Below are 23,134 nucleotides of genomic sequence, written 5' to 3' on the forward strand. Positions count from 1 at the left end.
CAGCGTAACAATCCGACATCATTTGAAAGTTAAATTCATCCCAATGGTTATGAACAAGTATTTCCTTTATTGCAGTAGGTATATTCATATATAATTGTATCTAATGGTTTGAAAAGGAACTCCGTTTAGGGGTTATCTTTTCTTGTTAGGTATCTGTAATTAAAACCTTTGTTCAAATTACATTTTTGTAGCATTCTATCCATTTTTTCATTTTCGACATTATTCTTTCTGAAATGGATATGGACTGATTGTATCTTAGGTAATTGAAGGAGCCTTTTAAAACTCTCAGTTGTTAGTCTCTGCAATTCCGTTGCACGGAAACAAACTAAATTATTCAATTCAAAGATTTGTTCAATACCATATTGTAAATTAGGACAACCATACAAATCTAATGCTTCTAAGTCTTTTAATATAGTCAGATTAGGAAGTGCTTGTATGTCATATATCCAATGTAATATCAATGCTTTCAAATAAATAAAACGAGAAATATATGAGAAGTCAGAGCATTTATTCTGCCTTTTCAGATAAAGGTATTCTATGTTAGGAAATTTATCGGGTAATACCTTTCCATTGATTAGTTTAGAATGTATCTCTAACATTCTAATATTAGCATTGTACTTCAATAATGAAGCGTCCAGTTCTTTGACAGACAGCACTTCTAATTTGGGTAATGTATTGATTATATCTGTTTGTCTCTTATTCAATCCAACGCTATCCCCAAGTCTGAGAAAACGTAAATTAGGTAAATTGCTGACAGCCTCTAATGATATGGTTTTAGCAAAATATCCCAAAATACTAAAGTGAGTTAGCAATTTTGTATTTGCCAAAAAATCCAAAGATTTTATTACCTGATAAGGTTGTTCATAGTTTACCACAAGAAGTTGTTTTATATTAGGCAAGTAAGTAATAATATCAAGATTATAAATCAACTTCTCATTTTTGCAGAAGTCGCTAAAATCACAATACAGAACAATCCTAAAATCCTTTGTTGAAAGTAATTCATTGATAGCTTCCAATTGGATTTTCTGATAACCTTGCTTACATGGGAAACAAAGTTCTGTCTCCGGTATAAGGCTTCTTAATTCAGTAATATCTTGTTCTCTAATTTCTATCATGACTTGAGATTTAATGATACCTAATTTGTTTATAAATACACCTGTAGGTATAGGATATTTCGATAACCGACACCCGGCAGGTGTGTTTCCTGATCTCTAATAGCCGCACCCTACGAATCATCCAGCGAATCAAGCGGATTTGGGATTTTAGCTTTGTGTGCATTCGATGTATGAAGATATATGGCTGTAGTCTTTATGTCGTTGTGTCCCAACAGTTCCTGTATCGTGTGCAAGTCTGTCCCTTGTTCCAAAAGGTGTGTGGCAAACGAGTGGCGGAGCATGTGTACATGCACTCGGTGCTTGATGCCCGCACGTTGTGCGGCTTCTTTCAGCACTTTCACCAATGCGCTTGCCGAGTACGGTTGTCCGGGCGTTTCGCCCTCAAACAGCCATTTCTTCGGTCGGTATTCATGGAAGTACCGCCGCAGCTCTTCCAGCAGTTTGGGCGAAAGCAGCGAGTAGCGGCATTTCTTGCCCTTACCCATGATACGCACGGACATCATTTCGCTGTTGATGTCTTTTGGTGTGAGGTTCAGCAATTCACTACGCCGCAATCCGGCTGAATAAACCAAGGAAATCATGCAGTGATGCTTGATGTTGGACAGTTGGTCGAGGATGCGTTTTATCTCGTTCTTGCTCAATACTTCCGGGACGGTCTTGTATTCTTTGGCTCGTGTGATGCCGCCGTAATACTGCCGTTTCCCGCCTTTCACCTGCTCGTAGTAGAACTTGATGGCGTTGATGCGCATATTCTGCTGTGAAACAGAAATTTTCTTTTCGTTTACAAGATAAAGAATGTACCTGTTGATGTCCGCCACTTTCAGGCGGTCGATGTTGCGCCCTTTGTGGTACTCCACGAAGTCGCTGAAATAAGCCCGGTAGGTCTTTATGGTGGATGGGCTGTAGCGTTTCTGTTCCAGCAGTTCCAGATAGCCTTCCGGCAGCGTGTATTCCCTCTTGGGTCTGGGATGCCGCACATATACCCGGCTGTAATCAATATAGGCATGGGGAGAATAGCGGTCGTAGAAATCCGACAGCTTGAAAACAGCAGCCGCCATGCAAGCGGAATCCTTGCCGGTCATTTCCACGCCTGTATCCTGGGCGAGCAGCAGGGGGATTGCCCCGTTTCCTGCATACTCTATCCGGACATAATCCACACCATCCTTTTCTTCCTTGTGAAGAACGATGCTTCCTCTTTGCCTCTGAGCCTTGTCCATGTCGTCGAAAGATTAATCATAAGCGCAAATATAGGAAAAGGATTGCAAAAACAAACCAGTTGGTCTGTTTTATTGTGTTAAAACACCTAATTTTAGATGATATGCGGGTGTGAGCGGGCGGAAAATCGGTTTCAGGCTTTCAACAAGGAGTAAATAAAATGCAGTTTCTTCCTCAGTTGCTTGATATTCAGACCTTGAAAAAATGATTGTTCAAAAGAGGTGCCGAAAAAGACTTGCCAGAACATTGAGGCCGTTTCTTCCACATCCAGGTCCTGACGCATTTCCCCGTTTTCTTTTGCCTTTTGGATGGCGGTTTCCCACAGCTGGAGATTCTGCTCGAATATGTTGGCCAGCTTTTTCTCTACATTCGGATAATATAATCGCACTTGCATCAGCAGATGGTAGTAGTAGAAATTGAAGCAGCACCCGTTGGGATTGTTGCCGTCGTTAAGCATGTGCACAAGGCGGTTCATGGTATTTTCCACACCCTCTACATATTGGTCGATAAACTCCGAAAACGAACCTCCCGTGAATTTGAACTTGTTTTCCAACTGCTGGGTGTTGAATACGTATTTGTCCACTACTGCAACAAACAGGTCAAGTTTGAGAGGGAAATAATAAATCAGTCCGGCTTTTGACAACCCACAGGCTTTGGCTATTTCCATTTGGCTTGCTTTTTCGTAATTCATTTTGGCGAATACCCGTAATGCATTTTCCAATACTTCTTCCTTGTTGGTAAACATACTTCTTCTGTTATTTTGCTTTCTGTAACAAAGATATGTATTTGAAACCATCTCACAATGGTTTTAATCTTTTTTTTGTATGGCTGATTATCGTTTTTTTGGAGTATGATTAAAAAAAAAGTCTCGGCACACATCTTTCTATTTGCAAAACTCGAATCTGCCTTTCGATATGCGGAGTAATGATAGTTGGCCCGCTCATGACAGTTTTCCCATGATTCTGGAAAATAGAAACAAACCGGATGTGGACGGATATTGTTCCCCCGATTTCCTTCCGGTTCAAAGATATGGAGGCTGCGGGTATGATAAGAAAAGAGGGAACAGAATATTTGCACCTCCACAGGAAGAAAAAGATGGTAATCCCATCATGCTGTCCATCCATTGATGGATAGGCAAACATATTCTTCATGTTCACATTCTTTTGTATAGTAATGAATTAAACAGATATGGCGCATTTTGTATTGAATCAAACGTTTAAACGGTTAAAGTCAGCATACTTTTTTGTGGAATAATAATAAAGTAGTACCTTTGCATAAAATATACGATTATGGCCATAACGATTAAGAACATCCCGGTTTTGGAAGGTGCTACGGCAGAGGATTTTGTGCGTAGTGCTGACAAGAATGCTGTAAAGGCAACGCCCCGTTTGTCGGCTACAGCCAAGAAACGGTTACAGAAAGTATTAGAGAAATCCCGTTCATTCCGTTTCAATTAAGCATGGACGAGATTTCCTTGTATGATGATTGCGTCATGCTTGCCTGCAATAAAGAGGTGCGTGATAATTGTCTCCCTTTCAGTTGTGGCGTGGACGACCTTGATGATTTTTTTTTCAATGATGCCGATTTGTATGCGGAAGAATTGTTGGGGAAGACTTATTGTTGGGTGACGACGGAAGCCCCGCACCGTATTGTGGCGTTGTTCACATTGTCGAATGACAGTATCAAGACCAAGCTGATGCCCTCCAATGACAAAAACCGCTTCCAACGCAACATCGTCAATCCCAAGAGAGGACGCAGCTACCCGGCCGTGTTGATTGGCAGATTGGGGGTTAATCGTGATTTTCAAAACTCACCGAGCCATGTCGGTCGACAGTTGATGTCTTTTATCAAGGACTGGTTCCGACATGAGGACAACAAGACCGGATGCCGCTTTATCGTGGTGGATGCCTACAATGAGGACAAGGTGCTTCGCTATTATGAAAAAAATGGCTTTGTCCCCCTGTACAAGGCAGAGGAAATAGAAAAGCAATACTATGATATTCCGCAGGACGAGCATCTGAAAACCCGCTTGCTGTATTTTGATTTGAAAAAGAAATAGAGCACCTTGGCGGATATGGTTTCCGATGTCCTTACTGGAAAAAGGTTTCAGCGACACGCCTATTTCTCAAAAAGCAGCATATATTCCACCTTCCTTCTTTTCTCTATGCTCGGAATTACCCGGCCTTTGTAACACCGGAAAGAAATGTACTCCTTGTAAATGTCCCTGTTCCCAGCCTCCAGCTTTTGTATGAGCCTGCTTTTGGGCAGGTCTTTGCTGCCTAACAGACGGTAGGCTCCCACTTGGTAGGCGAGGCAGGAAAGCAGGGTCGAATCACGCCCGAACCGGCGGAACAGGCGGCACAGCTTCATCAGGTCGGCCCGCAGGATGGAATCGCCCTGCGCCCGGGTGATGTTGTTGGTAAGCCGCTCGCCGGGGAGCACATGGTGTCCCCAGCCCACATAGGGCCAGTGCTTCTTCTCGCCATGCCAGCCTTCATGGTATTTCGTGCATAGGATGGCCCTCTCCAGCGGAGGAAGCCGGTACAGGGACAGAGCGGCGGATGGTGTTCCTCCTCCGTGCTTTCCCTGCCCGTACAGGGCCGCCGCTGCGCACAGGAGCAGCACGACGGCCGTTGTCGTTCTTGCATGTCTCATTTCGCCCCCCGTTTGTTCAACACGTCCTTTATCATCTCCTTTACGTCCTGGCCTACCTGCACGAAGTTCTTGTACAGGATGCGCTCCCGTTCCTCCCTCGACGGGAAGGTGTAGAACTTCGGCAGGGGCACATACCCGGCTTCCTCTTTCTTTATCTCCCTCATGTCGAAGTCGGTCTTGCAGAAGAATTTCGTGGTCTTGAACTCCTCCGCTTCCTGTATGTTCATCGAGCCGCCTGCACCGGTCTTGGTCTTGGTGAAGTCCCTCGCCGTCTGGCCGCAGATCCAGCCGGTTGCCATGTCGGAGATTTTCGAGGCGGGCACCAGGCTGTCCATGTTCTCGTTGAGATTGATGGAGGTCTTGTCGCGGTCTATGGTTACGCCCTTCTTTATCTGTACCACCTTGCCGAAGATGTCGTTGCTCAGCCATTCCAGGGTCTCCTTGCTTCGGGCAGAACCGCTCACCACGTTGCCTACGGTGGTGATGATTTTCTCCATGCCCACCTTGCCGTAGTCGGCTTCCAGCTGCGGCAGTTCCTGAAAGCCCAATGCCACGCTCACCTTGTTGCTTCGGGCCGTTCCTATCAGGCGGTCTATCTTGTGGAAGTACAGGGTCGGAAGCTCGTCCACGATGATGCTCACGGGGATGTTCTTGCCTTGTCCGGTGTTCACACGGGTTACAAGGCGGTTCAGGATAAGGGCGTTCAGGGCGCCGATGATGCTCTCCATTTCCGGGTCGTTGGCGATGAGCAGGTAGCTCGGATTCTTCGGGTCGCTCACTTTCAGGTCGAAGTCGTCACCGTCCTTGTGGAATATCCAGTACGATTCCTTGGTCGCCAGGCGCGAGGTATAGACACGCAACGTTCCAATCATACCTTCCAACTGTTCCATCGCTTTGTTCTTGAAGGCGGTCTGGAACGGACCGAGCAGCGGTGCCACCTCGTTGTCGGTCTCCAATACTTCGAAGATGGTCTGGTAGCTCTCATTCAGGAACGACAGGATGTGCGGCATGTCGCTGTACTTGCCCAACCAGTAGGCGGGTTCCACAATGTTCCCGTCCTTGCGGTCGCGCACTACGCCCGTCGGCTTCCAGAACTTCGTCTCCGGGTCCTGCCGCTTCTCCGCATACAGCTTGTTTCCGTCCTTGTCGTAAGGCTCTTTCTCGTAGTTCACGAAGAAGTAGATACATGCGGCGAGGAAGTTCACCGCCGAAGTCTGGAAGAACTGGTCGCTGCCGCCGCCTCCCTCTTTCTTGCCTTTCTGCAGGGATTCCAGCAGGGTTTCCGCCGTCTCGCTCGCCGCTGCAAGGTTGTTGATGTACTTCGACTGGATGGGGTTCACCCTCCGGCTGTATTCCACATCCACGAAGTTGATGATGTTGAACTTGCAGCCTTGTGGCAGCTTGCCCAGCTTCTGGTTCTTCCTGTAATGATAGTACAGCTTGGTCGCCAAAGTGGGGAACTTATAGTCATACACGACCATCACGAAGCCCTTGGCGGAATGTTGCCTGATGAACGGCTCGATGATGGAGAAGGTCTTTCCGCTTCCCGGCGTGCCGACCACCCATGTACCTCTGAAAGGGTTGCTGATGTTCACCCAACCCTTACGGAACTTGCCCTTGTAGTAATAGCGCATCGGAATGTTCACGCTGTAGTTGTTCTCCACTTTTTCCTCACATTGTTCGAAGCTCTCGTTCTCGAAGTTGAAGCGGTCTTTCATCAGCCCGTCCTTGATGTATTTCGAGATATTGTCAAGTGCCACATGAACCAGTATCACGCCTGCAAGGGAGGCTGCCATATAGAGGATGATGTGTACGGGCAGCGTGTACAGCTGCATCCCCATCGGGTGGCCGAACAGCCATACGGAGAGGACGAGCAGCGCAAGGCCCGCCGTCAGGGGCAGGACGACCTGACGCTTGGCGTTGAACTCCAGATGTTTCTTGTTCCGCGTGCCGATACAGGTGATGCAGATCAGCAGGACGGTCGCCAGCTTGCTGTACACGAGATGCCCGTCGCTGTATATCGCCCACCGCTTGATACGTCCGTGCAGGTCGGCGAGGATGCCGCCCCAGTCCCCGAATACGGAGGGGTCGAAGGCATACTCGAAAAACTCCAGCAGCACGGACACATAGACCGCCGCGCGGAATATCCGGTAAAATCCCTGTAACTCCTTGCTTTCTTCCATAAGCCTGTCTGTCTTTTAGTCCGTTTTTCTGCGATACCAGCGGTTATCCACCCGGATAACGTCCATGTCAAGATATGCGCCGTTCTCGTTCAGTTTGGTCTTTATCCGCTCGACGGTTGCCGGGCCGATTCCCCATATTTCCATGAGGTACTGCTCGTCACGACGCACCAGGTCGCCTACATATCTTAACCCGTATGCGGCGAGGTGGTTCTGCGCCGATGGCTGGATGCCCAAGCTGAATAGCGGCTGCGAGAGGTAAGGTATTTCTTCCGCCGGTTTGTTCTCCACGGCAATCTCCAAGCCTTCCTTGATTCTTCTCAGGGTGTCGATGCGCTGCTCCAGCTCGACGACGGCCTGTCCGTCCTGCACTATGGCATTCCGCAGGCGGGCTGCCTTCTCCGTCAGGTCGGCATTGCTCCGCATCAGTTCGTCGTGGGTTCTCGCCAGGGACAGGTTCTCCCGGTCAAGCTCGTCCCGTCTGTATTCCAGCGAATCGACGGTATCCTGCAGTTGCCCTGCACGGTATTGCAGGGCGGAACATTTTTCATTGTCGGAGGCTATTTCACCCGACAGGGTTTCCAATCTCCTGACCTGAAGCTCAAGGCTGTCGTGGATAGAAAGAAGTGTATCCGCAAGTTCGTTCATCCGCTGGCGGCGGGATTTTCCCCGTGCGCATCGGTAAAGGATGACCAGTGCCGATACCATCAGCACCAGTCCGATAAGCATAGTAATATCCAATGTTTCCATATTGTTGTTATTTTTAGTTGTTCAAGGTAATGATGGGCCTTATCCGGTGTGCCTGTGTCTTCGGGGTCTCCTGCATGGCTCCGCTGCCTATCGAGTAGAGCCACGCTTTGGCGGTCTGTTGCCCCTCTACTTCCGTCGAGGTCCAGTACCAGCAGTCGCCTGTGCTGTCTGTGGGCAAGATGTCTCCGCCGCATTTTTCCAGTACGGGATTGACGACCTCCCGTGCCGCATACAGCAGGCGCATCTCCGCCACCGAGGGGATGTATGCGCTCTGTCCGTAGCACCACAGGTCGAATACCGCTTCCGCCATCGGCGAGGCGGTCTCCCGGGTGTCATATAGGGCAAAGGTGTTCGTGTTCCCGTCGAACGCTTCCGTGTCGGCGGATGTTCCTTGCTCCACGCCCAGAGTGTCCGCAAAGGCTTTGGGAGCGATGTCCCACAGATAGACGGCACGACCGTTCTCTTCTGTGTCGCCGTGCTTGCCGGTGTCGAATACGATGGCCACGGCCCGCTTGCCGGAAGTTTGGTACAACTCGTAGGAAAGGACCGTGCCGTCGTCGCAGAGGACATGTCCGGGCCGTACCGTCATGTCCGGAGTCTCGATGTGTGCGTCGCAGGCGGCCAGAGTTAAGACTGCCGCCACCGCAATGATGATATGTATCTTGTTTATTGTCATCTGTTCATATTTTTATTTTCCCTCATTTCATCAGTTATTTTACCGGCAGTTTCACGCCGAGCACGACACCTGCCCGCAGCAGGTCGGCTCCCTTTATCATCACGTCGCCCTTCGCCTGCCAGAAGAACACCCATCCCGACCGCAGCACATAGTTGTGTTCGTAGCCGAGGTGGATGCCGCCGAGGAATCTCTTCGTGTCACTGCCGCCCGATGCCCCGATGCGCAGGTTGCCGTAGTGGTTCCTGCCGCGTACCACGCAGGGCTTGTAGGCCACGCCGAAGCCGTAGGTGCGGTAGTTCCGCCAGAACGATTCCGGGCAGATATGCCCGCACGTCTCACAGTCTTTCCATTGCAGGTAGCCGTTAGCGAAGAACTCCCAGGCATTGTTGTAGTTCGTCTCATGTTCGTAGGCAAGGGTCAGATCCATGCCGTTCCGGTACAGCAGCCCGGCTCCGAGCGAGAGCCGTCCGGTGTTCCGCTGTGCCGAAGCTGTTACAGACAAGGTGAACACGGCCACCGCCAAGGCAAGCAGTCTGTTTCTTGTCCTTCCCTTATTTTTCAATGCTTCACTCATCATTTCCAATTCTTAATTCGTCACTCTTAATTCTTCATTGACATCATTCCTCCTCCAATAGCGATTGGTCAAACGAATCGGCGGCAAGCACGTCCTCGTAGTCGATGTGCAGGCTGATGTTGCGCCCGCTGATCTGTTTCTCCGTCATCTCGATGGTCAGCACCTTGTCGTTGGGGAAGGTCATCTTCTTGACGACTATCACATTGCGGTAGCCCCGCTTGAATGATTTTCCCGGTTCCAGCACCATTGCCGGAGTCAGCTCAATGACCTGCGAATTGGTTGCTTTCGACACCTTCTTGTCAGCGAGCTTCACACGGATTTCATCGATGTCAAACCGGATATGGGTCTTGTTCTCTATCGAGAAGTCGATGAAGAAGTAGTCGCCGGCCGCATAGATGTTGTTCAGCCGCATGGTCAGGCGGTGTGCCTTGCTCGCCACGTTCCGTATCTTGGCCGGGGAGTTCCAGATGCGTCTGGCCAGTCCGGTCATCTCCGCTGTGGACATGGAGACGGTGGGATTGTGGTAGGCTTCCCGTTCCGCAGGCAGTATCTCCTTGTCGGTCACGGCTTCCTTCAGCCGGGTAGTATAGAGTAGCGCGTACTGCGTGCGGTAGCGTTCCGTCACGATGGTGACGATGGCGAGCACTTCGCCGTCCTCGTGTCCGGCCTCCTTGGGCTTCAGGCGGATAATGTTGTCCAATGGCTGGTCACCCGCCACCTTGTCGGTGGAGATGTCCACCAGTCGGACGGGTTCCGATGCCGTGATGACGGTCGTCACCTGCTCGTTCACGGTGAGCAGCTCCATTTCCTCGTAGGTTTTCTGGGCTTTTGCCTCGTATGCGGCGCACAGTCCGGCCGCAAGGAGAAACAGGCCCGTCATTCGATGTCTGTTCATGTCTATGCTTTTTTATTGTTTATTCCCGTTGTTCATTCTTTCCCTCTGTTCGCCTTCCTCCCGTATTCGCTGCTCGGCAATTTCGCAATAACTCTTGTCGATTTCGAAGCCGATGTAGTGCCGGCCTGTCCGCAGGGCGGCGATGGCGGTCGTCCCGGAGCCGATGCAGTTGTCCAACACGAGGTCGCCCTCGTCTGTGTAGGTCCGTATCAGGTATTCTATCAGGGCTACTGGCTTCTGTGTGGGGTGGTAGAAGGCTCCCTTGCAGTGTTCCTTGGGTACGGATACTACCGATGTCGGGTATTTGTCATCGGCTATGCGCACTGGGGCGAGCTTCATGCCACCGTAGCAGCGGTTGGTGAAACCTTCCGTCTTGCGGCGGTCATGGTTCCGTTTTTCGGGCGGGCACGGGGTCATCTGTGGGTGGTACACCGGCAGTTTCCGGTAGAACACCACGATGTCCTCATGCTGGCGCATGGGCATCCGGTTGGCGTTCAGGTGGCCGCTCACCCTGTCCTTGTGCCAGACGAGGTTGTATCTCCACAGCTTGGGCTGTGACAATACCAGTTCCGCCGTGAACATGCCTTGTGCGAACAGGATGATGGGGCTGTCCGGCTTGGTGATTCTCAGGTACTGCTCCCATAAGGGTGCAAGCGGGATTTTTTGGTCCCACCGGGCAGCCCCGTTCTGCCGGTTCAGCACGCCGTAAGGCAGATCCGCAATCACGGCATCGACGCTTCGGTCGGCTATCTGCTTCATCCCTTCCAGGCAGTCCATGTGGTATATCTTGTCTTGCTCCATTTTCGTCTTGTCTATTGTTTCTGGTTTCCGTTTACTAAATACACGAAGGTGCCGTACTTCAGTTTGACCTTGTTCTTCTTGATGGCCTTGCTGATGGCGTTGCTCGTTTTCTGGTAGGCGTTCTGCACGGCCTGCATTCCCCATTGGGCGAGGTTGTTGCCATAGCCGCCGGTGTTCATGCTCAGGTTGCCCGACATGGCGCTGCTGGCCACGTCCTTGCTCGTCTCCCGGAACTGGCTTTCCGGCACATACAGTCCTTCCAGCCCGTCGGTGTCGTACAGCGAGAGGCTGACCTTGACCAGCTTGTCACCCACGAGGATGCTGCTGATGCTGCCTTTCACCCTTCCGGAGGAAAAGCCGCTGACCGTGGCATACAGGTAGGTGCCCTTTCGGAGGGTGCTTCCGTCTATCTCCACATCGTCCAGCAGGCGCAGACGCACACGCGAGCCGTCCACGGCCTTGATGTCCTCGTCGATGATGGCCTGGATGAGCCTGGGCTCTTGGCTGCTCCGGTCAAGTGTGTGGAAGTAGTCCGAGGATGCCTTGGCTTTCTTCACCACCTCGCTGGCCTTGTCATTCTCACCGGGAGTTTTCACGGCACGGCTGTCCTCGTCGATGCGGCCCTCTGCCTGCGGTTCCACTGGTGGTACCTCTGTTTGGGCCGTGTCCTCTTTTGCCGGCGGGGTCACTTCCTGCTGTCCGCGCAGCCTGGCTTCGGCAAGGGCTTTCTCCAGTTCCGCGAGGGCTTCTTCTTCCCGTTTCTTGGCGTCGGCAGCTTCCGCCGCCATACTCTTTTCCTGTTCGAGTTCTCCGAGCAGGGCGATGTCGTCATCGGTGTATTTCGATTCATATTCTTCCTTGTTTTCATCGGGTTCGTCCCTTTCAATGTTGTCCACGGCGGTATAGTCCTGTATCCGGCCCCATGATTTTGTCATGTTCTCGTACTTGCTGCCTATGCCGTCCCCGTTCTTAAGGGTGGCTTCCGGAAGTTCCGGGTTCAGGAACTCGGTGGTCTGCAGCGTGGTGTCCTGCACTTCGGCCTTTTCGGTGCGGAACAGGTCGAAGATGAAGTACGACGCGCCGAGCAGCGGCAGGTAGAGGATGGCCGGAAGCATGTACTTCGGTTGCCTGAAATTGATTTTCTCCAATATGCTCATCGTCATTGTTCTTTTGGTGGTTGTACATACAGCTCGGATGACCGGTGCCTTTCCCGCAGGATGCTGTCCTGCATCTCGGTGGCTGTCCGCTTTACGGGTTGACGGTGGTACACGACGGTCAGCCGGTAGATGTTCCATGCCAGCCCTGCGGCGACGAAGGCAAATACGATGACAAGGAAAAGGGTGCGGTGCACGTTGGCAAAGCCCTGCACCTTGGCGGCCGCCTTGTCTATCCGGGTCGCCTTGGCGAACCTGCGCCCGGCATTCACCTCCCGCTCGTAGCGTTCCTTGTATTTCGGGTCGTTCCTGTCCGGCATCTTCTCGCCGAGCAGCATGCGTCTGAATCCTTTGATGTTCATGGTCGTTCCTCCTTTAATAGTTGTTCTTTGTCTTCTGCTCGATGTCCTTGTTCAGCAGCGTGCGCCAGTTCACGATGAGCAGCCCGTGCGGGTTGTTCTCCGTGCGCGGCACCCGTTTGAGCTGTCCGGCTGTGACCAGTTCGCGCATCAGGATGTTGCTCCGGCGTTCGATGCGCTGCCGTCCGTAGTAGGTGAACTCCATTTTGGCTGCATCGAATCGGATGCTGTCGCAGAAGATGGAGAACACCGCGCTCGTTCCGAGAATGTTGCTGTAGAAACCTTTCTCTTTGAGCGTATTATATTGTGCCAGTCCGGTCTCGTCCACCAGGTACATGGCCTTCTCCATCGTGTAACGGATGTACTTGTCATCCGGCGCAAGGGTGAAAAAGTAATGGTGGAACATTTCGACATGGCTCTTGGCCTCGACATCGAGCGTTTCGTCCATCGTGGTCTGGCTGACTAATATCGGCACGTTGCCGTCCAGCACATAGACTTTCTTGTGCGCGTCCGCGACCATTGTCCGGGCAGTCCAGATGCTCGACACGCTGATGATGACGCATCCCACAAGGAAAGCCGTGCAGACGATGCCTGTCAGCCTGATTTTGTTCTCCAGATTCTTTATGACCATTGCCTGCCTCTTTTTTCGCTGTTCAACCTACGTACATATTCGTCATGCAGCATGGGGATGATGCAGTCCTGCAGCTCGTCCAGCAGAGGGTCGAAATGTTCGGAGAAGACATGGGTGTAATGCCCCTGCATGAACACATGCACGAACACCCACCAGATGCCGCGTCTGCGCTTGTGCGGGTTCCTGCAAAGCCTTGCCAGATGCAGGCGGTAGGCGAGGTATTCCACAAGGGGCGAGATGTACCGGTCGTCACACTCGAAACCTTCGTCGAGTTCCTCGTACTTCCGGTCAAGCGTATGGTTCTCCGGCACTTCCGTAATCTCTTCCTGCATCCGTTTCTCGGCATACCGGCGGAAATTCTCGTCCGCCAGCCATTTCTCGATTCTTTTCTTGGTTTTCATATCCTTTTTGTTTTATGATTGATGATAGTTCTTAATGGGTCAGAGTTTCCTTATCGCGTCATGGTTCCGATGGCGCCCGTGGCTGTCATCTTCGCCTGTTGTGCCACGCCCTCACCGAAGTTACGGGTCGAGAAGGCGGTGTCTCCCTCCGGTATCATCCATGCGGCCAAATCCGGCACAAGGTTCAGGCATTTCAATGCCACGATGCTCGCCGCCATCAGGTAGCCGGCGGAGAAGAACGAGTTCTGCAGGTAGGCGGCCATCGTCTGCTCGCTCGCCGTTATCGCCGTCAGGTTCTCCACCTGGATGCACAGCACGATGTCGAACAGGAGCAATACGTAGAAGCCCACGAAGTAGAGCATCGCCCCGTAGAAGTGTACCGTCAGATACCTCGTGAGCCACTTCGCCCACGCGCCTTCCCATTTGGGCAGCAGGCTGAAAGCCCACTGTATTGGCCCGAATATCGTCAGCATCCCCAGCAGGATCTGCTGGCAGTATATCGTCGCCCACCACCCGATACGGAACACCACAAGGGCGATGAGCATGATGATTTTGTCGATGCCCACGACGATGCCGGAGGTCAGCGAGGTGAACCACAGCTTGGCCGCGTCTTTCTCCATGCTGGTCACTTCGTCCACGCCGGTCTGTTCCATCGTGGCCTCTATCAGGTTCGGGTCGGATGTTCCGGTATGGGCCACGTCCGCCTGCGCCTGTAGGCTGGTGTACATCGTGTCCCTGACAAAGATGAGTTCCTGCGCTTCCTCGAACTTGTCGCTGATTTGCGCGGCTTCCGCCTGATAGAGGTCGTGGGTGTACGAGCCGATGCAGTTCGGGATGTAGGACAGGAAGTCCAGGAAGCACCAGTTGCTGCCGCTGCCTGCCATGCCCGTATCTGCCGGAGGATACCACCAGCACAGCACAAGCGACACAGCCAGCGGTCTGAACAGTTTCATTATGTCCAGAGGCTCGTGCTTGACCATCATCTTGTAGGCCATGCCCGCCGTCATGATGATGGCGAACAGGGCGGCGAGTGCCATGCACATCTGCAGGATCCACCAGAACGGGCCTTGTGCACCGGTAAACGTGGCGTCGGTCAGAAACTCGTTGGTCTGAAAGATGACATCATCTATTTCCTCTTCCAGAAGGTCTATGCCGAAATTCGATAGGATATTTCCGTCTGCCATTTCCGTTTCTTTTTTAGTTCCTGTTCACGGTTTCTTCTCCGTCGCTTCCTCCGCTGCCGCCACCCGTCTGCGAGCCACGCACGGCAAACCGGGATTCGTTCCACCGCTCCACGGCATCGCGCAGGATGCTTCCTTTGTCGATAGGCTGTGCTTCTTCTGCGTTCAGCAGTCCCTCCGTCACGGTGGCGTTCTGTTTCCGTGCGAGGTAGAGGATGAGCGTCCCGTTCTGCCGGGCCACATCCTCGCTGATGCGCAGGTACTCTTTCTTCCGCTGGGCGTTGGGCATGTAGGCATCCTTGGTGGCGTTGATGGCGCACTGGTACACCTGATAATATTCTTCCCAGCGTTCCCGTTCGTCCGGCGTGCCGCCACACAGGAGAATGCGGTCGATGTTGCGCCGGAAGCGTTCCATCTGTCCGTTCACCTTGTCGCCCTCGGCAAGCCAGGCCAGGTCCACCTGCCTGTCGGCCACGTTCAATGCCTCGACAGCGGCCCGTTTGACCAGTGCCGAGTCGATGGCTTCCGCCTCGTCCGTCTGGTTGTAGAGGTTCACTCCGGCCAGCGTCCGGAACGACAGCTTGTTCTTCGCCGCCGCCGTCTTCTTGTACTTGTTGTGCAGCAGCGTGTAGTAGATTTCCGGGGTGAATGCCCCGGTGCCGGTTTCCATCACGGTAATCTGGTTCTGCTTGGGCGAGTCGTGGTTGTAGGTCACATACTGCGCATGGGCGGCATGTGCCGTCAGGACTGCCGCCGCAAGAAGTGTCATTGTTCGTTTCATGTGCATATCCTTTTCCTTTTTTCGTTAATAATCCAGTCTTCCGGCACCGCGCCAGCGGCCAAAGGCTCCGTCGATGATTTCCTGACGGCTGCGTGCCTGGTATATCTTTTCTTTCCAGTAGCCGATGCGTACCTGTATGTATCGCCATGTCTCCATATAGGCACGGTTCAGGTGCCGCTCGATGTCGTCGAGAGAGCCGTTGATGGCTTCCATGACCATCAGCAGGTCGGAAGTCGAGCAGGCAGCCGCTCCGGTGGCGTACAGCACAAGGTCGTTGAGCGACTTGTACAACTGTTCCCCGTCATTGGCGATGTCTTCTATCGCTTTCTTGTTTATCGTGAGTATCAGGAGGTCTTCCGGCTCGGCCTTTCCGCGCTTCAGCACCTTGTCGTTGAACTCGGTCAGCATCTCCTTGTAATCGCCGATGCGGTCGCTCACAGTCGTATAGGTGTCCTTGGCGTTCAGCACCGTCCGCAGGGACTGGTACATCACGTCGATGACATCAAAGGCGCGTGTGTACCGGTCAAGGTCCACGTTCAGCTCCTTGTATTCCACGGTAGCGTCCTTGCTGTACTCATGCAGCAGCTTGTTGCTGTATTCCAGGGTGGAACGTGCCAGCAGCAGGCTGCGCTGTTTCTTGTGGTCGTTGATGTAGGCTTCCACCGATACGATGTCGAAAGTCCATTGGGCTTTGGCGACATACGGCAGAAGAGCCAGCAGCAGGAAGGTCAAAGTCAGTCTCTGTCTCATCTTACGTCCTCCTTTCTGCCGTTCCCGTTGCGCAGGTTACGGGCATTTTCCACCCACCGTTCGTGGCATTCTTCCACAAGCGTGAGCCTGCGTCCTTCATCCGTGTCCAGTTCGGGCAGCACATCCTTCAACAGGTCGATGATGCTGTACTTGTAATGCATCATCTTCTCCAGCGACACGAGGTCGGCGTAGATTCTCGTGAGGCGGGTGTCCACCTCACGGGCGATTTCAAGGCGGTCGCTCGACCATAGCAGGTGGTACACATCGCCCGTAGGCGTGTCTTCCATCGGCGGCGTACTGGCATATTCGGTAGTAATCTTGCAGGAGGGGTATTCCCTCGCTATCTCCGCGATACGGTCGTTCACTTGCTTGGCCTTTTCCGCGTCCGACAGGTTCGGGTCGAGCGTCAGAACATCGGCCACATGGGTGTCGGTGTATTCCGTGGTCAGTTCCCATGTTATCTGCAGGATGGCACGGTGTATCTTGATGCCGAGGAAGTATTTGGGCTTCCTCGCGATCGGAAGGGTCGCCTTGAAGGTGATGACGCCGTTGATGTCCGTCATGGTGGCCTTGCGCACGAAGGTGTAACCGTTCCATGCTCCGCCGTCCTGCCACGTCAGGTTGTAGGCGGTCTTGCAGTCCTGCATGATGGCCGGGATGCGGTAGTAGTCGTCCGTCGCCACGGCATTGTCGCCGGCAGCCTCCGATTTTGCGTTTTCGTAGTCTGCCAGTTTTTGCTGCCACTCAGCCAATTCGCTCTTCAGTTCCTGTAGCCGGGTCTGGTTCGCATTATACTGCTGGCGGTAAGCGGCGGCATCTTCCACGCTCGATTCGGAGATTTTCTTCAATAGGGCGGCATTCTCATCCTCCAGAGCCTTTATCTGCGACTGGAGGGCGGCGACCTGGTTCTCGGCTTCCTGTACCATCCCGTCCAGTTCCGAGGTGTCCAGTTCATTGTCCGTCACGGTGGTCTGCATGGCGCAGTCTTTTGAATGGCTGTTCAGCGAACTGCCGCACTTGCGGCATTTGTATTGGGTCGAACCCTGTCCGAGGGTCGCGCCGTCGGAACAGGTCACGCTGATGGTCACGCTCTCACAGCCCTGCAGTTTGGCGGCGTCCGTCGCCTGGTAGTAGTTCCGGGCGTCGGAGGCGATGTAATAGGTATAGCCTTCCTCGTTCTCGTTGATTTCCGACAGGCGGGCGTTGAGCTGCGCCTTGAAGGTGTTCAGGTCCATCGAATAAGAGTCAAATACATCCTCATAGATGACTTCCTCCCGGTTCCAGCTCTGGGTCACGTGGATTTCGTAGGCGTATGCTTTTTTGGTCTGTTTCCCGCCACGGCTGATGATGTAGGCCTTCTGGCTGTAACGGATGGAGTAAGTGAAGCCGTCGTTTTGGTTGTTCAACTGCTGCACCCGGTCGCGCGACCATCCGGCATACCGCTCCGAGTTGGAGAGGGCCTGCTCGCGCTGCGAGGCGTTGGGATAGAACCCGGCGTCGGTGGTCTCGAAACGGGTCCATTCGCCGCCGTTCAGGATGCTGTTGTCGTCCGTGGGCGGATAATAGTCGCACAGCGACACGCTGCCTTGTTCCCGGCGGGCGATGTACCACCGCTGGGTGTAGTAATTCCCGGCGGCTTCGTCCATGTAGTCGGTAATCCACGAGGTCAGGTCGTAGTTGCTGAAGTCGAACAGCCCGGCCACATTCTCCGGACCGCCCACCATGTCGAGCAGGAGCCGTCCGGCATCCTGTTCCGCAGCTTCGTACAAGTAGCTGTAATGGTCATACAGGTGGAATATCTCTTCCACCTTGCCGTTCATCAGGTCATGGAACGAGCTGGTCTGCAGCAGGGCGTCGCCGATATTCCCGATGCCCGCCGTGGCCAGCCCCACACCCATGTTGTACAAATTGTCGAGGTCGCTCTGCAGGTTTTCTTTCGTGAAGTTGCCCGGTATGCGGGCCAGGTCGTCCAGCATCCGCTGCCAGTCAATGTTTCCCAGTTCGCTGAGCCGCAGCAGGGAGGCGAACTCTTCCTTGATTTCGAGAAAAGCCACGTCGGAAAAAGTCAGCGTGCTGTTGGTCACGATGCTCTCGAACTGCATGCACAGGCTCTTGGTGTCGTCGCACACTTTCATCAGGTAGCTGCCCCAGTAGAGGGCTGTCTGCGGGGATTGCAGCATCATCTTGGCCACCACCCAGATCTTCGGAATGATTTTCCGGGCAACCATGTTGTAGATGCGGCGATAATAGTAGTTCTCCGTGCTGCTGCTCCAGATGCCGAGTTCGGACAGGGCCTTGTGTTCAAGGAATTTCGACGAGAAGATGCCGGCGGCGGCGACCTCTGCAGCCGTGTAGTGCTTGAGGATGTCGTCCACCTGCTCCCGGTAATAGCTCTCGGCGACCGTCTCCGTACCGAAGGCGGCGGCCATCGCCGCCACGGTGCGTGTGTCGTAGTTCACGCTGTAATACTGGGCGTGGACATGCTGCACGGTGGCGAGCGACAAGAGCATTAGTATGAACGACAGCCGTTTCATGGTCATTTATTGCTGATTGTTTTTATCCCTCTTTTTCAGATTCAACACATGCCCCGCCGCATTCACCTTCTGGGCGAAAGGTAGGGACTTGCTTATGCCGCTGGCATCCCAGTCGCGGCAGTAGGCTTCGATGGCTTCCTGGTGGCTGCAACGGAGTTCTTTCTTGTACAGTTTCAACGCTTCCTTCTCCGCGCGTTCGGTGGTGTAGGTCATATAGCATTCGTGCGGCTCCTCCACGCCGTACACGCCGCTGGTCGAACCACGCCGGATGAAGACCTCGCGGAAGAAGCTGCGCCCTTCCTTGTTTTCCAACCTGTTGATGGTGAATATCTTCTTGCAGTCCACATCCGTCAGTCCGAGAATGGCCTTGATGCTGTCGAACCGTTCCTTGAACTTGCTCTGGTCGAGCAGCATCACCACATCGGAGTTGTTGATGATGGCTTCCTTTACTATCTCGCTGCCGATGATGTCCTGTATCTCCTGCGTCACCACGCCCACCGAGGCCCAGAACTTTCTTGCGGTCTTGTACATGAACTTGATGTATTCGGCCATGAGCGGCGAGGCGATGGCCTTCCACGCTTCCTCTATCACAAGGACTTTCCGGTTCTTCTTGATGCGCATCTTCTGCAGGAACACGTCCATGATGATAAGCGTTACGATGGGAAACAGTTTCTTATTTTCCTTGATGGCATCTACTTCGAAGACAATGAACGTTTCCGAGAACAGGGTAGTGTCCACGTTCTCGTTCAATATTTTGTCGTAGTTTCCGCCCTTGTAGAACGGCTGTATCATGTAGGTATATTTGTCGTAGTCTATCTCCGTGATGTTGTTTTCCAGACAGATAAGTTCCAACCGTTCACAGGAGTATTCATAGAAGGTATTGAACGACAGCGAGTTTACTTTCAAGGCTTTCCGCCGTTCCTCCAGCAGGCGTATCTTGCTGTCCACCTTTTGTTCCAGTTCCGGCAGGTTCTCTGCATTCCATCTGCCTTTCCGCTTCTCGGCGGCTATCAAGGTCTTGTGCAGGTTCTCGCGCTGCACGGGGTCGTAACCGTCGAAGCCGTAGAAGTAAGCGTCGTAATAGTCCGTCACCATCTGCTCTACGATGCGGAACTCCAGTTCCGTGATTTTCGTGTCCGACCCTTTCCATATCAGTAAAATCAAGTTTTTCAGGAAGTCTATCTTTTCGATATTCAGTTCTGCCTGGGTGATGTTGAAAGGGTTCATGGTGATGGGCTTTTCCTCTGTATAGCTGATGTACTTGCCGCCCAGATACTCGCATAATCCCTCGTATGAATTACCCGTATCAACCATCACCACGTCCGTGCCCTGCTCATGGAGCTGGCGCACCACGCTGTTCATGTGGAACGACTTGCCGCTGCCCGAAGGCCCCAGGCAAAAGAAGTTCGAGTTGTCCGTCAGCTTGTTCTTTCCCTCCTTTCCGGTGATGTCGATGGCCACCGGCACGCCTTGGCGGTCGGTGTAGTAGATTTTCAGCGGCGTTTCCTCGCTGTGCTGGATATGTTCCTTATACATCAGGCACATGGCTGCGTCGCTCAGGGTCAGGAAACGGTCGTAGTCCTCGTTCAGGGCATAGCAGTTGCCGGGAAAAGAGGCGACGAACAGTTCCAGTTGGTTATAGGCGTGCTTGCTGATGTGGATGCCCATGCGACCGAAGGCATTCTCCAGATAATTGGTGCATTTCTGTATGTCTGTGTCGGCAGATACCCCTACAACAAGATTGAAATGGCTGTACACGAGCATCTTGCTCTCCCTGGCAACTATCTCCTGCACACGCTTGATGTCCTCCACGGCCATCTGGTTGCCGGGATTGGGGATACTTGCGTGACGGTTCTTCTTTTTGTCAAGCGCCGCCAGTTCCCGCTTTTGGTTGGGCAGGAAGATGATCTGGTTATAGATCACCGTCTCGGCTTCCGGTATGCTGTCGATGACGGACAGCAGGTCAACGGGCATCTCCGCATTGTTCACCTCTATATTGGTATAGGGCCTGACGAGCGAAGGCAGCGCGGCACAGTCCACATCCACGAGGCTGTACACTTTGCAACGCTTGCCGCCCATCGAGACCGTCTCATCGTCCACCTTGAAGTTGGTCATCGAGACAATCCTGTCCTTGAAGTTCATGGCGAAGTAGCGGTCAACGAACGCATTCGCCTGGGGCTTATCCAGGAACTCCGCCTGTATGCCTGCATCGTGCAGTTGGTCATGCACCTTGCGTATCTTCACGAGGAAGTCGCGCCACTTCTTGCCGTCGAAAGAGAATAGGCTGCTTTTCTTTGATTCCTGCGTAATGGTCAGGTAGCATACGCTGTCCGTGTACATCCGGCCTTTGAAGTACCGGAAATAGGCGGAGGATAGGAACTCGTGCCGGTCGCCCGTCACATCCTCGAACTGCTTGCGCACGAACACGTCCTGCTTGTGTATCGCATAGCCTTCGCCCAGCGTCTGTGCGACGGCGGTGAGCAGGCTTGTGAACTCGTAGTAGCTGTCGATGTTGGCCGAATACTTCTGCACGGGGTTCTCCATCCGCAGGACGGCCGAGTATTCCCCGGTCTTGGTGTACAGCACCCCGATGCCGTTCACGTCCTCCACGGTGAAATAGATGTCCTGGAAGATGCGCTTGCGCTTGCCGCCCGTGCCAAAAGCATGGACCGAAATGGCCATGCCCGCACAGAGGGCGATGAAAATCAGTATGATGTACAGTGTCATTGTCGGTTGCTTTCTGCTTAAGTAAGGGCAGACTCGCCTGTTCCAAAGCGGGCCTGCCCGGGTTCAACATTCAATAGGCCACGCGCTCTCCGTCATGGCTTTTTCTTTTTTCATATCTTCTTCGAGCGGGCATAGACATACACTCCTTTCCGGTTCTTCTTGGTGTGAAGGCCTTTCCTTTGCTTGAGGATGATGAGCGAGATGCCCGCAGACAGGATGACGGCCAATACCACCAGTCCGGCCACGAAACCGGCAAGGCAGTAGGCAATGACGAAACCGACAATGGCTCCGCCTGCCGAACCCGCCGCCCAGTAGATATACCGTCCTTGTATGCCCATGAACTCAAGGGGCCGCTGAAGCCCCTTGAACAACGGGTAGTCCGGATAGCGTTCGTCCCTGCCTTTCATCGCGTCTCCTTTTTAGCCGCCGATACCGAAAAACAGCGGAAGTGCCTGTGCCGCCGCAATCAGGAAGATGCAGGCGCCCACGACCATCATGATTTTCTTCTTGACATCCTGCTCTTCGTTGTTCATCGCGATATAGACGCTGATGGCGCCCACGATGGCCACGACTCCGGCGATAGCATAGCACAGCTTCACCATGATGGGTACATACTTGGCGATTTCCTCCGCCACGGTGGTCAGGGCGTTGGTTCCGGCCGTGTAGTCGCCTGCGGTGTTCTGCGCCATCAGTGCGGCAGGCCCCGACACTAACAGAATGGCGAGCATCGCAACCTTGTACAATACTGCGCCTACGATTCTTTTCATTGCATTCTTTAACTTCTTCATTCTCGTTACTTTTAGTGATTACTATCATTGATATTCTGAATCTCTTTTCTATATGCGGTAGCCGAAAAAGGCCGGGAATACGATGGAGGCGCCTATGATGAACATGCATGCCCCGAACAGCATCAGGATGGATTTCACGATGCCGTCCTCTCCCGTGTTCCATTTGATATAGATCTGGAGCGCGGATATGACGGCCAGCACGGAGGCGACCGCATAACAGATGTAAAGGACGTACATCATCATCGTCACCACGAAGTCGTGCATGGTGGCAAGCGCATCCGCTCCCCATGAATAGTTTACGGCTCCGCTCTTGGCGAAGGCGAAGCAGGGAACCGTGAGCATCAGCAAGGCGCATACTGTCTTCTTCGTTTTCATCGCTAAATTTTGTCCATCGGTTTCCACGCCATTGCGGGACGGTTCTCCAGACGGCCGCCGGAAACTATCGCCTTGTACATATCGTCCGCTGTGAATGCCTCTGACAGGTAAGGGGTACTGTCCTCCATTTTCGCCTCGGCTTCGGCCTTCATACGGGCAAACCGCTCTTCGGCCGATTCCTTGTCTGTGTCTGCCGCGCCGTCCTGTATGGAAGTGCCGGAATTATCAAATGCGGTCTCGTACTTCTCCGTCCCGACGTTGAATCCGGTCTCGCTTTCCGTCACCGCCACGCTGTCCTGCCCGTTATCGGGGTCGATTTCAAAGACTTCCTCGTCCGTCCTGCCCTGGCTTCTCTTTCGGTACAGGTCCCTGGCGATGTTGGCCGCATAGTAAACGACGTAGATTGCCGTCAGAATGATTGCGAATATAAAGTATGATTTCATATCCTAATATGAATTTTATTTTGTATTCAAAATTTGATTTGCAAAGAAAATCCATCTGTTCTATATTAAGAAATAATTGAAATACAAATTGCTGCTTCCTTAATAAGATTTATGGTATTTCTAAAAATCATACTCTAAAATCATATTCT

At 52.8% G+C, this 23,134-nt stretch carries 26 protein-coding genes; 3 read left to right on the forward strand and 23 right to left on the reverse strand.

All coding sequences use genetic code 11. From position 1 onward, the window contains the following. Window positions 1–125: 125 nt before the first annotated feature. The 3 genes from H6A27_RS07625 to H6A27_RS07635 all read right to left on the reverse strand — a co-directional run bounded on the left by H6A27_RS07625 (window position 126) and on the right by H6A27_RS07635 (window position 3,075). The gene (locus H6A27_RS07625; protein ID WP_204508188.1) at window positions 126–1,115 is read right to left on the reverse strand and encodes a hypothetical protein; all 990 of its coding nucleotides are present in this window, start codon (window positions 1,113–1,115) and stop codon (window positions 126–128) included. Window positions 1,116–1,225: 110 nt separating this feature from the next. Continuing rightward, window positions 1,226–2,332 carry a tyrosine-type recombinase/integrase gene (locus tag H6A27_RS07630; protein ID WP_204508190.1) on the reverse strand — a complete coding sequence of 369 codons (1,107 nt, stop codon included), beginning with the start codon at window positions 2,330–2,332 and terminating at the stop codon, window positions 1,226–1,228. Between the two features lie 131 nt (window positions 2,333–2,463). Next, window positions 2,464–3,075 (reverse strand): TetR/AcrR family transcriptional regulator, encoded by a 612-nt coding sequence (locus tag H6A27_RS07635; protein WP_087397883.1) that lies wholly within the window; start codon window positions 3,073–3,075, stop codon window positions 2,464–2,466. Window positions 3,076–3,286: 211 nt separating this feature from the next. Here H6A27_RS07635 and H6A27_RS07640 point away from each other — a divergent pair, with 211 nt between their 5' ends. The 3 genes from H6A27_RS07640 (at window position 3,287) to H6A27_RS07650 (ending at window position 4,389) form a co-directional block, all read left to right on the forward strand. Further along, window positions 3,287–3,457 (forward strand): hypothetical protein, encoded by a 171-nt coding sequence (locus H6A27_RS07640; protein WP_204443188.1) that lies wholly within the window; start codon window positions 3,287–3,289, stop codon window positions 3,455–3,457. A gap of 162 nt (window positions 3,458–3,619) precedes the next feature. After that, window positions 3,620–3,787, forward strand: a complete 168-nt coding sequence (locus tag H6A27_RS07645; RefSeq protein WP_013616539.1) for a hypothetical protein — start codon at window positions 3,620–3,622, stop codon at window positions 3,785–3,787. A gap of 2 nt (window positions 3,788–3,789) precedes the next feature. Then, complete coding sequence (locus H6A27_RS07650) at window positions 3,790–4,389, forward strand: GNAT family N-acetyltransferase (protein WP_204508192.1); 600 nt, start codon at window positions 3,790–3,792, stop codon at window positions 4,387–4,389. Window positions 4,390–4,448: 59 nt separating this feature from the next. On the opposite strand, the gene H6A27_RS07655 is transcribed toward H6A27_RS07650, so the two are convergent. The 20 genes from H6A27_RS07655 to H6A27_RS07750 all read right to left on the reverse strand — a co-directional run bounded on the left by H6A27_RS07655 (window position 4,449) and on the right by H6A27_RS07750 (window position 22,985). Further along, the gene (locus H6A27_RS07655) at window positions 4,449–4,985 is read right to left on the reverse strand and encodes a glycoside hydrolase family protein (RefSeq protein WP_072545029.1); all 537 of its coding nucleotides are present in this window, start codon (window positions 4,983–4,985) and stop codon (window positions 4,449–4,451) included. Beyond that, window positions 4,982–7,168 (reverse strand): type IV secretory system conjugative DNA transfer family protein, encoded by a 2,187-nt coding sequence (locus H6A27_RS07660; RefSeq protein ID WP_013616542.1) that lies wholly within the window; start codon window positions 7,166–7,168, stop codon window positions 4,982–4,984. Before H6A27_RS07660 ends, H6A27_RS07655 begins: the two co-directional genes overlap by 4 nt. Window positions 7,169–7,183: 15 nt before the next feature. Then, a complete protein-coding gene (locus H6A27_RS07665; protein WP_087397879.1) occupies window positions 7,184–7,915 on the reverse strand; it encodes a DNA-directed RNA polymerase subunit alpha C-terminal domain-containing protein in 732 nt (243 codons plus the stop codon). A gap of 13 nt (window positions 7,916–7,928) precedes the next feature. Then, entirely contained in the window at window positions 7,929–8,591 is a 663-nt protein-coding gene (locus tag H6A27_RS07670; RefSeq protein WP_013616544.1) for an Lcl C-terminal domain-containing protein, read from the reverse strand. Window positions 8,592–8,625: 34 nt separating this feature from the next. Continuing rightward, a complete protein-coding gene (locus H6A27_RS07675) occupies window positions 8,626–9,165 on the reverse strand; it encodes a hypothetical protein (protein ID WP_013616545.1) in 540 nt (179 codons plus the stop codon). A gap of 43 nt (window positions 9,166–9,208) precedes the next feature. Then, complete coding sequence (gene traN, locus H6A27_RS07680) at window positions 9,209–10,045, reverse strand: conjugative transposon protein TraN (RefSeq protein ID WP_418793546.1); 837 nt, start codon at window positions 10,043–10,045, stop codon at window positions 9,209–9,211. A gap of 27 nt (window positions 10,046–10,072) precedes the next feature. After that, window positions 10,073–10,861 (reverse strand): DNA-methyltransferase, encoded by a 789-nt coding sequence (locus H6A27_RS07685; RefSeq protein WP_072545033.1) that lies wholly within the window; start codon window positions 10,859–10,861, stop codon window positions 10,073–10,075. An 11-nt stretch (window positions 10,862–10,872) separates the two neighbouring features. Further along, entirely contained in the window at window positions 10,873–12,018 is a 1,146-nt protein-coding gene (gene traM / locus H6A27_RS07690) for a conjugative transposon protein TraM (RefSeq protein ID WP_204508194.1), read from the reverse strand. Window positions 12,019–12,020: 2 nt separating this feature from the next. Beyond that, a complete protein-coding gene (locus tag H6A27_RS07695; RefSeq protein WP_072545037.1) occupies window positions 12,021–12,377 on the reverse strand; it encodes a hypothetical protein in 357 nt (118 codons plus the stop codon). A 13-nt stretch (window positions 12,378–12,390) separates the two neighbouring features. Next, window positions 12,391–13,005 carry a conjugative transposon protein TraK gene (gene traK / locus H6A27_RS07700; protein WP_013616550.1) on the reverse strand — a complete coding sequence of 205 codons (615 nt, stop codon included), beginning with the start codon at window positions 13,003–13,005 and terminating at the stop codon, window positions 12,391–12,393. After that, complete coding sequence (locus tag H6A27_RS07705) at window positions 12,996–13,406, reverse strand: hypothetical protein (protein ID WP_013616551.1); 411 nt, start codon at window positions 13,404–13,406, stop codon at window positions 12,996–12,998. Before H6A27_RS07705 ends, traK begins: the two co-directional genes overlap by 10 nt. A 50-nt stretch (window positions 13,407–13,456) precedes the next feature. Further along, the gene (locus tag H6A27_RS07710; protein WP_087397877.1) at window positions 13,457–14,590 is read right to left on the reverse strand and encodes a hypothetical protein; all 1,134 of its coding nucleotides are present in this window, start codon (window positions 14,588–14,590) and stop codon (window positions 13,457–13,459) included. Window positions 14,591–14,603: 13 nt separating this feature from the next. Then, a complete protein-coding gene (locus H6A27_RS07715) occupies window positions 14,604–15,368 on the reverse strand; it encodes a DUF5045 domain-containing protein (protein WP_041584190.1) in 765 nt (254 codons plus the stop codon). A 24-nt stretch (window positions 15,369–15,392) separates the two neighbouring features. Continuing rightward, entirely contained in the window at window positions 15,393–16,118 is a 726-nt protein-coding gene (locus tag H6A27_RS07720) for a hypothetical protein (protein WP_072545041.1), read from the reverse strand. Then, window positions 16,115–18,652 carry a hypothetical protein gene (locus tag H6A27_RS07725; RefSeq protein ID WP_204508256.1) on the reverse strand — a complete coding sequence of 846 codons (2,538 nt, stop codon included), beginning with the start codon at window positions 18,650–18,652 and terminating at the stop codon, window positions 16,115–16,117. The genes H6A27_RS07720 and H6A27_RS07725 overlap by 4 nt, the downstream gene beginning before the upstream one ends. Before the next feature lie 6 nt (window positions 18,653–18,658). Then, window positions 18,659–21,379, reverse strand: a complete 2,721-nt coding sequence (locus H6A27_RS07730; protein ID WP_087397875.1) for a TraG/VirB4 family ATPase — start codon at window positions 21,377–21,379, stop codon at window positions 18,659–18,661. A gap of 110 nt (window positions 21,380–21,489) precedes the next feature. After that, window positions 21,490–21,786, reverse strand: a complete 297-nt coding sequence (locus tag H6A27_RS07735) for a DUF4133 domain-containing protein (protein ID WP_022040909.1) — start codon at window positions 21,784–21,786, stop codon at window positions 21,490–21,492. Window positions 21,787–21,798: 12 nt separating this feature from the next. Then, window positions 21,799–22,107 carry a DUF4134 domain-containing protein gene (locus H6A27_RS07740; RefSeq protein ID WP_371325555.1) on the reverse strand — a complete coding sequence of 103 codons (309 nt, stop codon included), beginning with the start codon at window positions 22,105–22,107 and terminating at the stop codon, window positions 21,799–21,801. A gap of 108 nt (window positions 22,108–22,215) precedes the next feature. Further along, window positions 22,216–22,542, reverse strand: coding sequence for a DUF4134 domain-containing protein (locus H6A27_RS07745; RefSeq protein WP_013616559.1), 327 nt, complete (start codon window positions 22,540–22,542; stop codon window positions 22,216–22,218). 2 nt (window positions 22,543–22,544) lie between these two features. After that, window positions 22,545–22,985, reverse strand: a complete 441-nt coding sequence (locus H6A27_RS07750; RefSeq protein ID WP_022040908.1) for a hypothetical protein — start codon at window positions 22,983–22,985, stop codon at window positions 22,545–22,547. Window positions 22,986–23,134: the final 149 nt, after the last annotated feature.

Source organism: Bacteroides caecigallinarum (assembly GCF_016902295.1).
GTDB lineage: Bacteria > Bacteroidota > Bacteroidia > Bacteroidales > Bacteroidaceae > Phocaeicola > Phocaeicola caecigallinarum_A.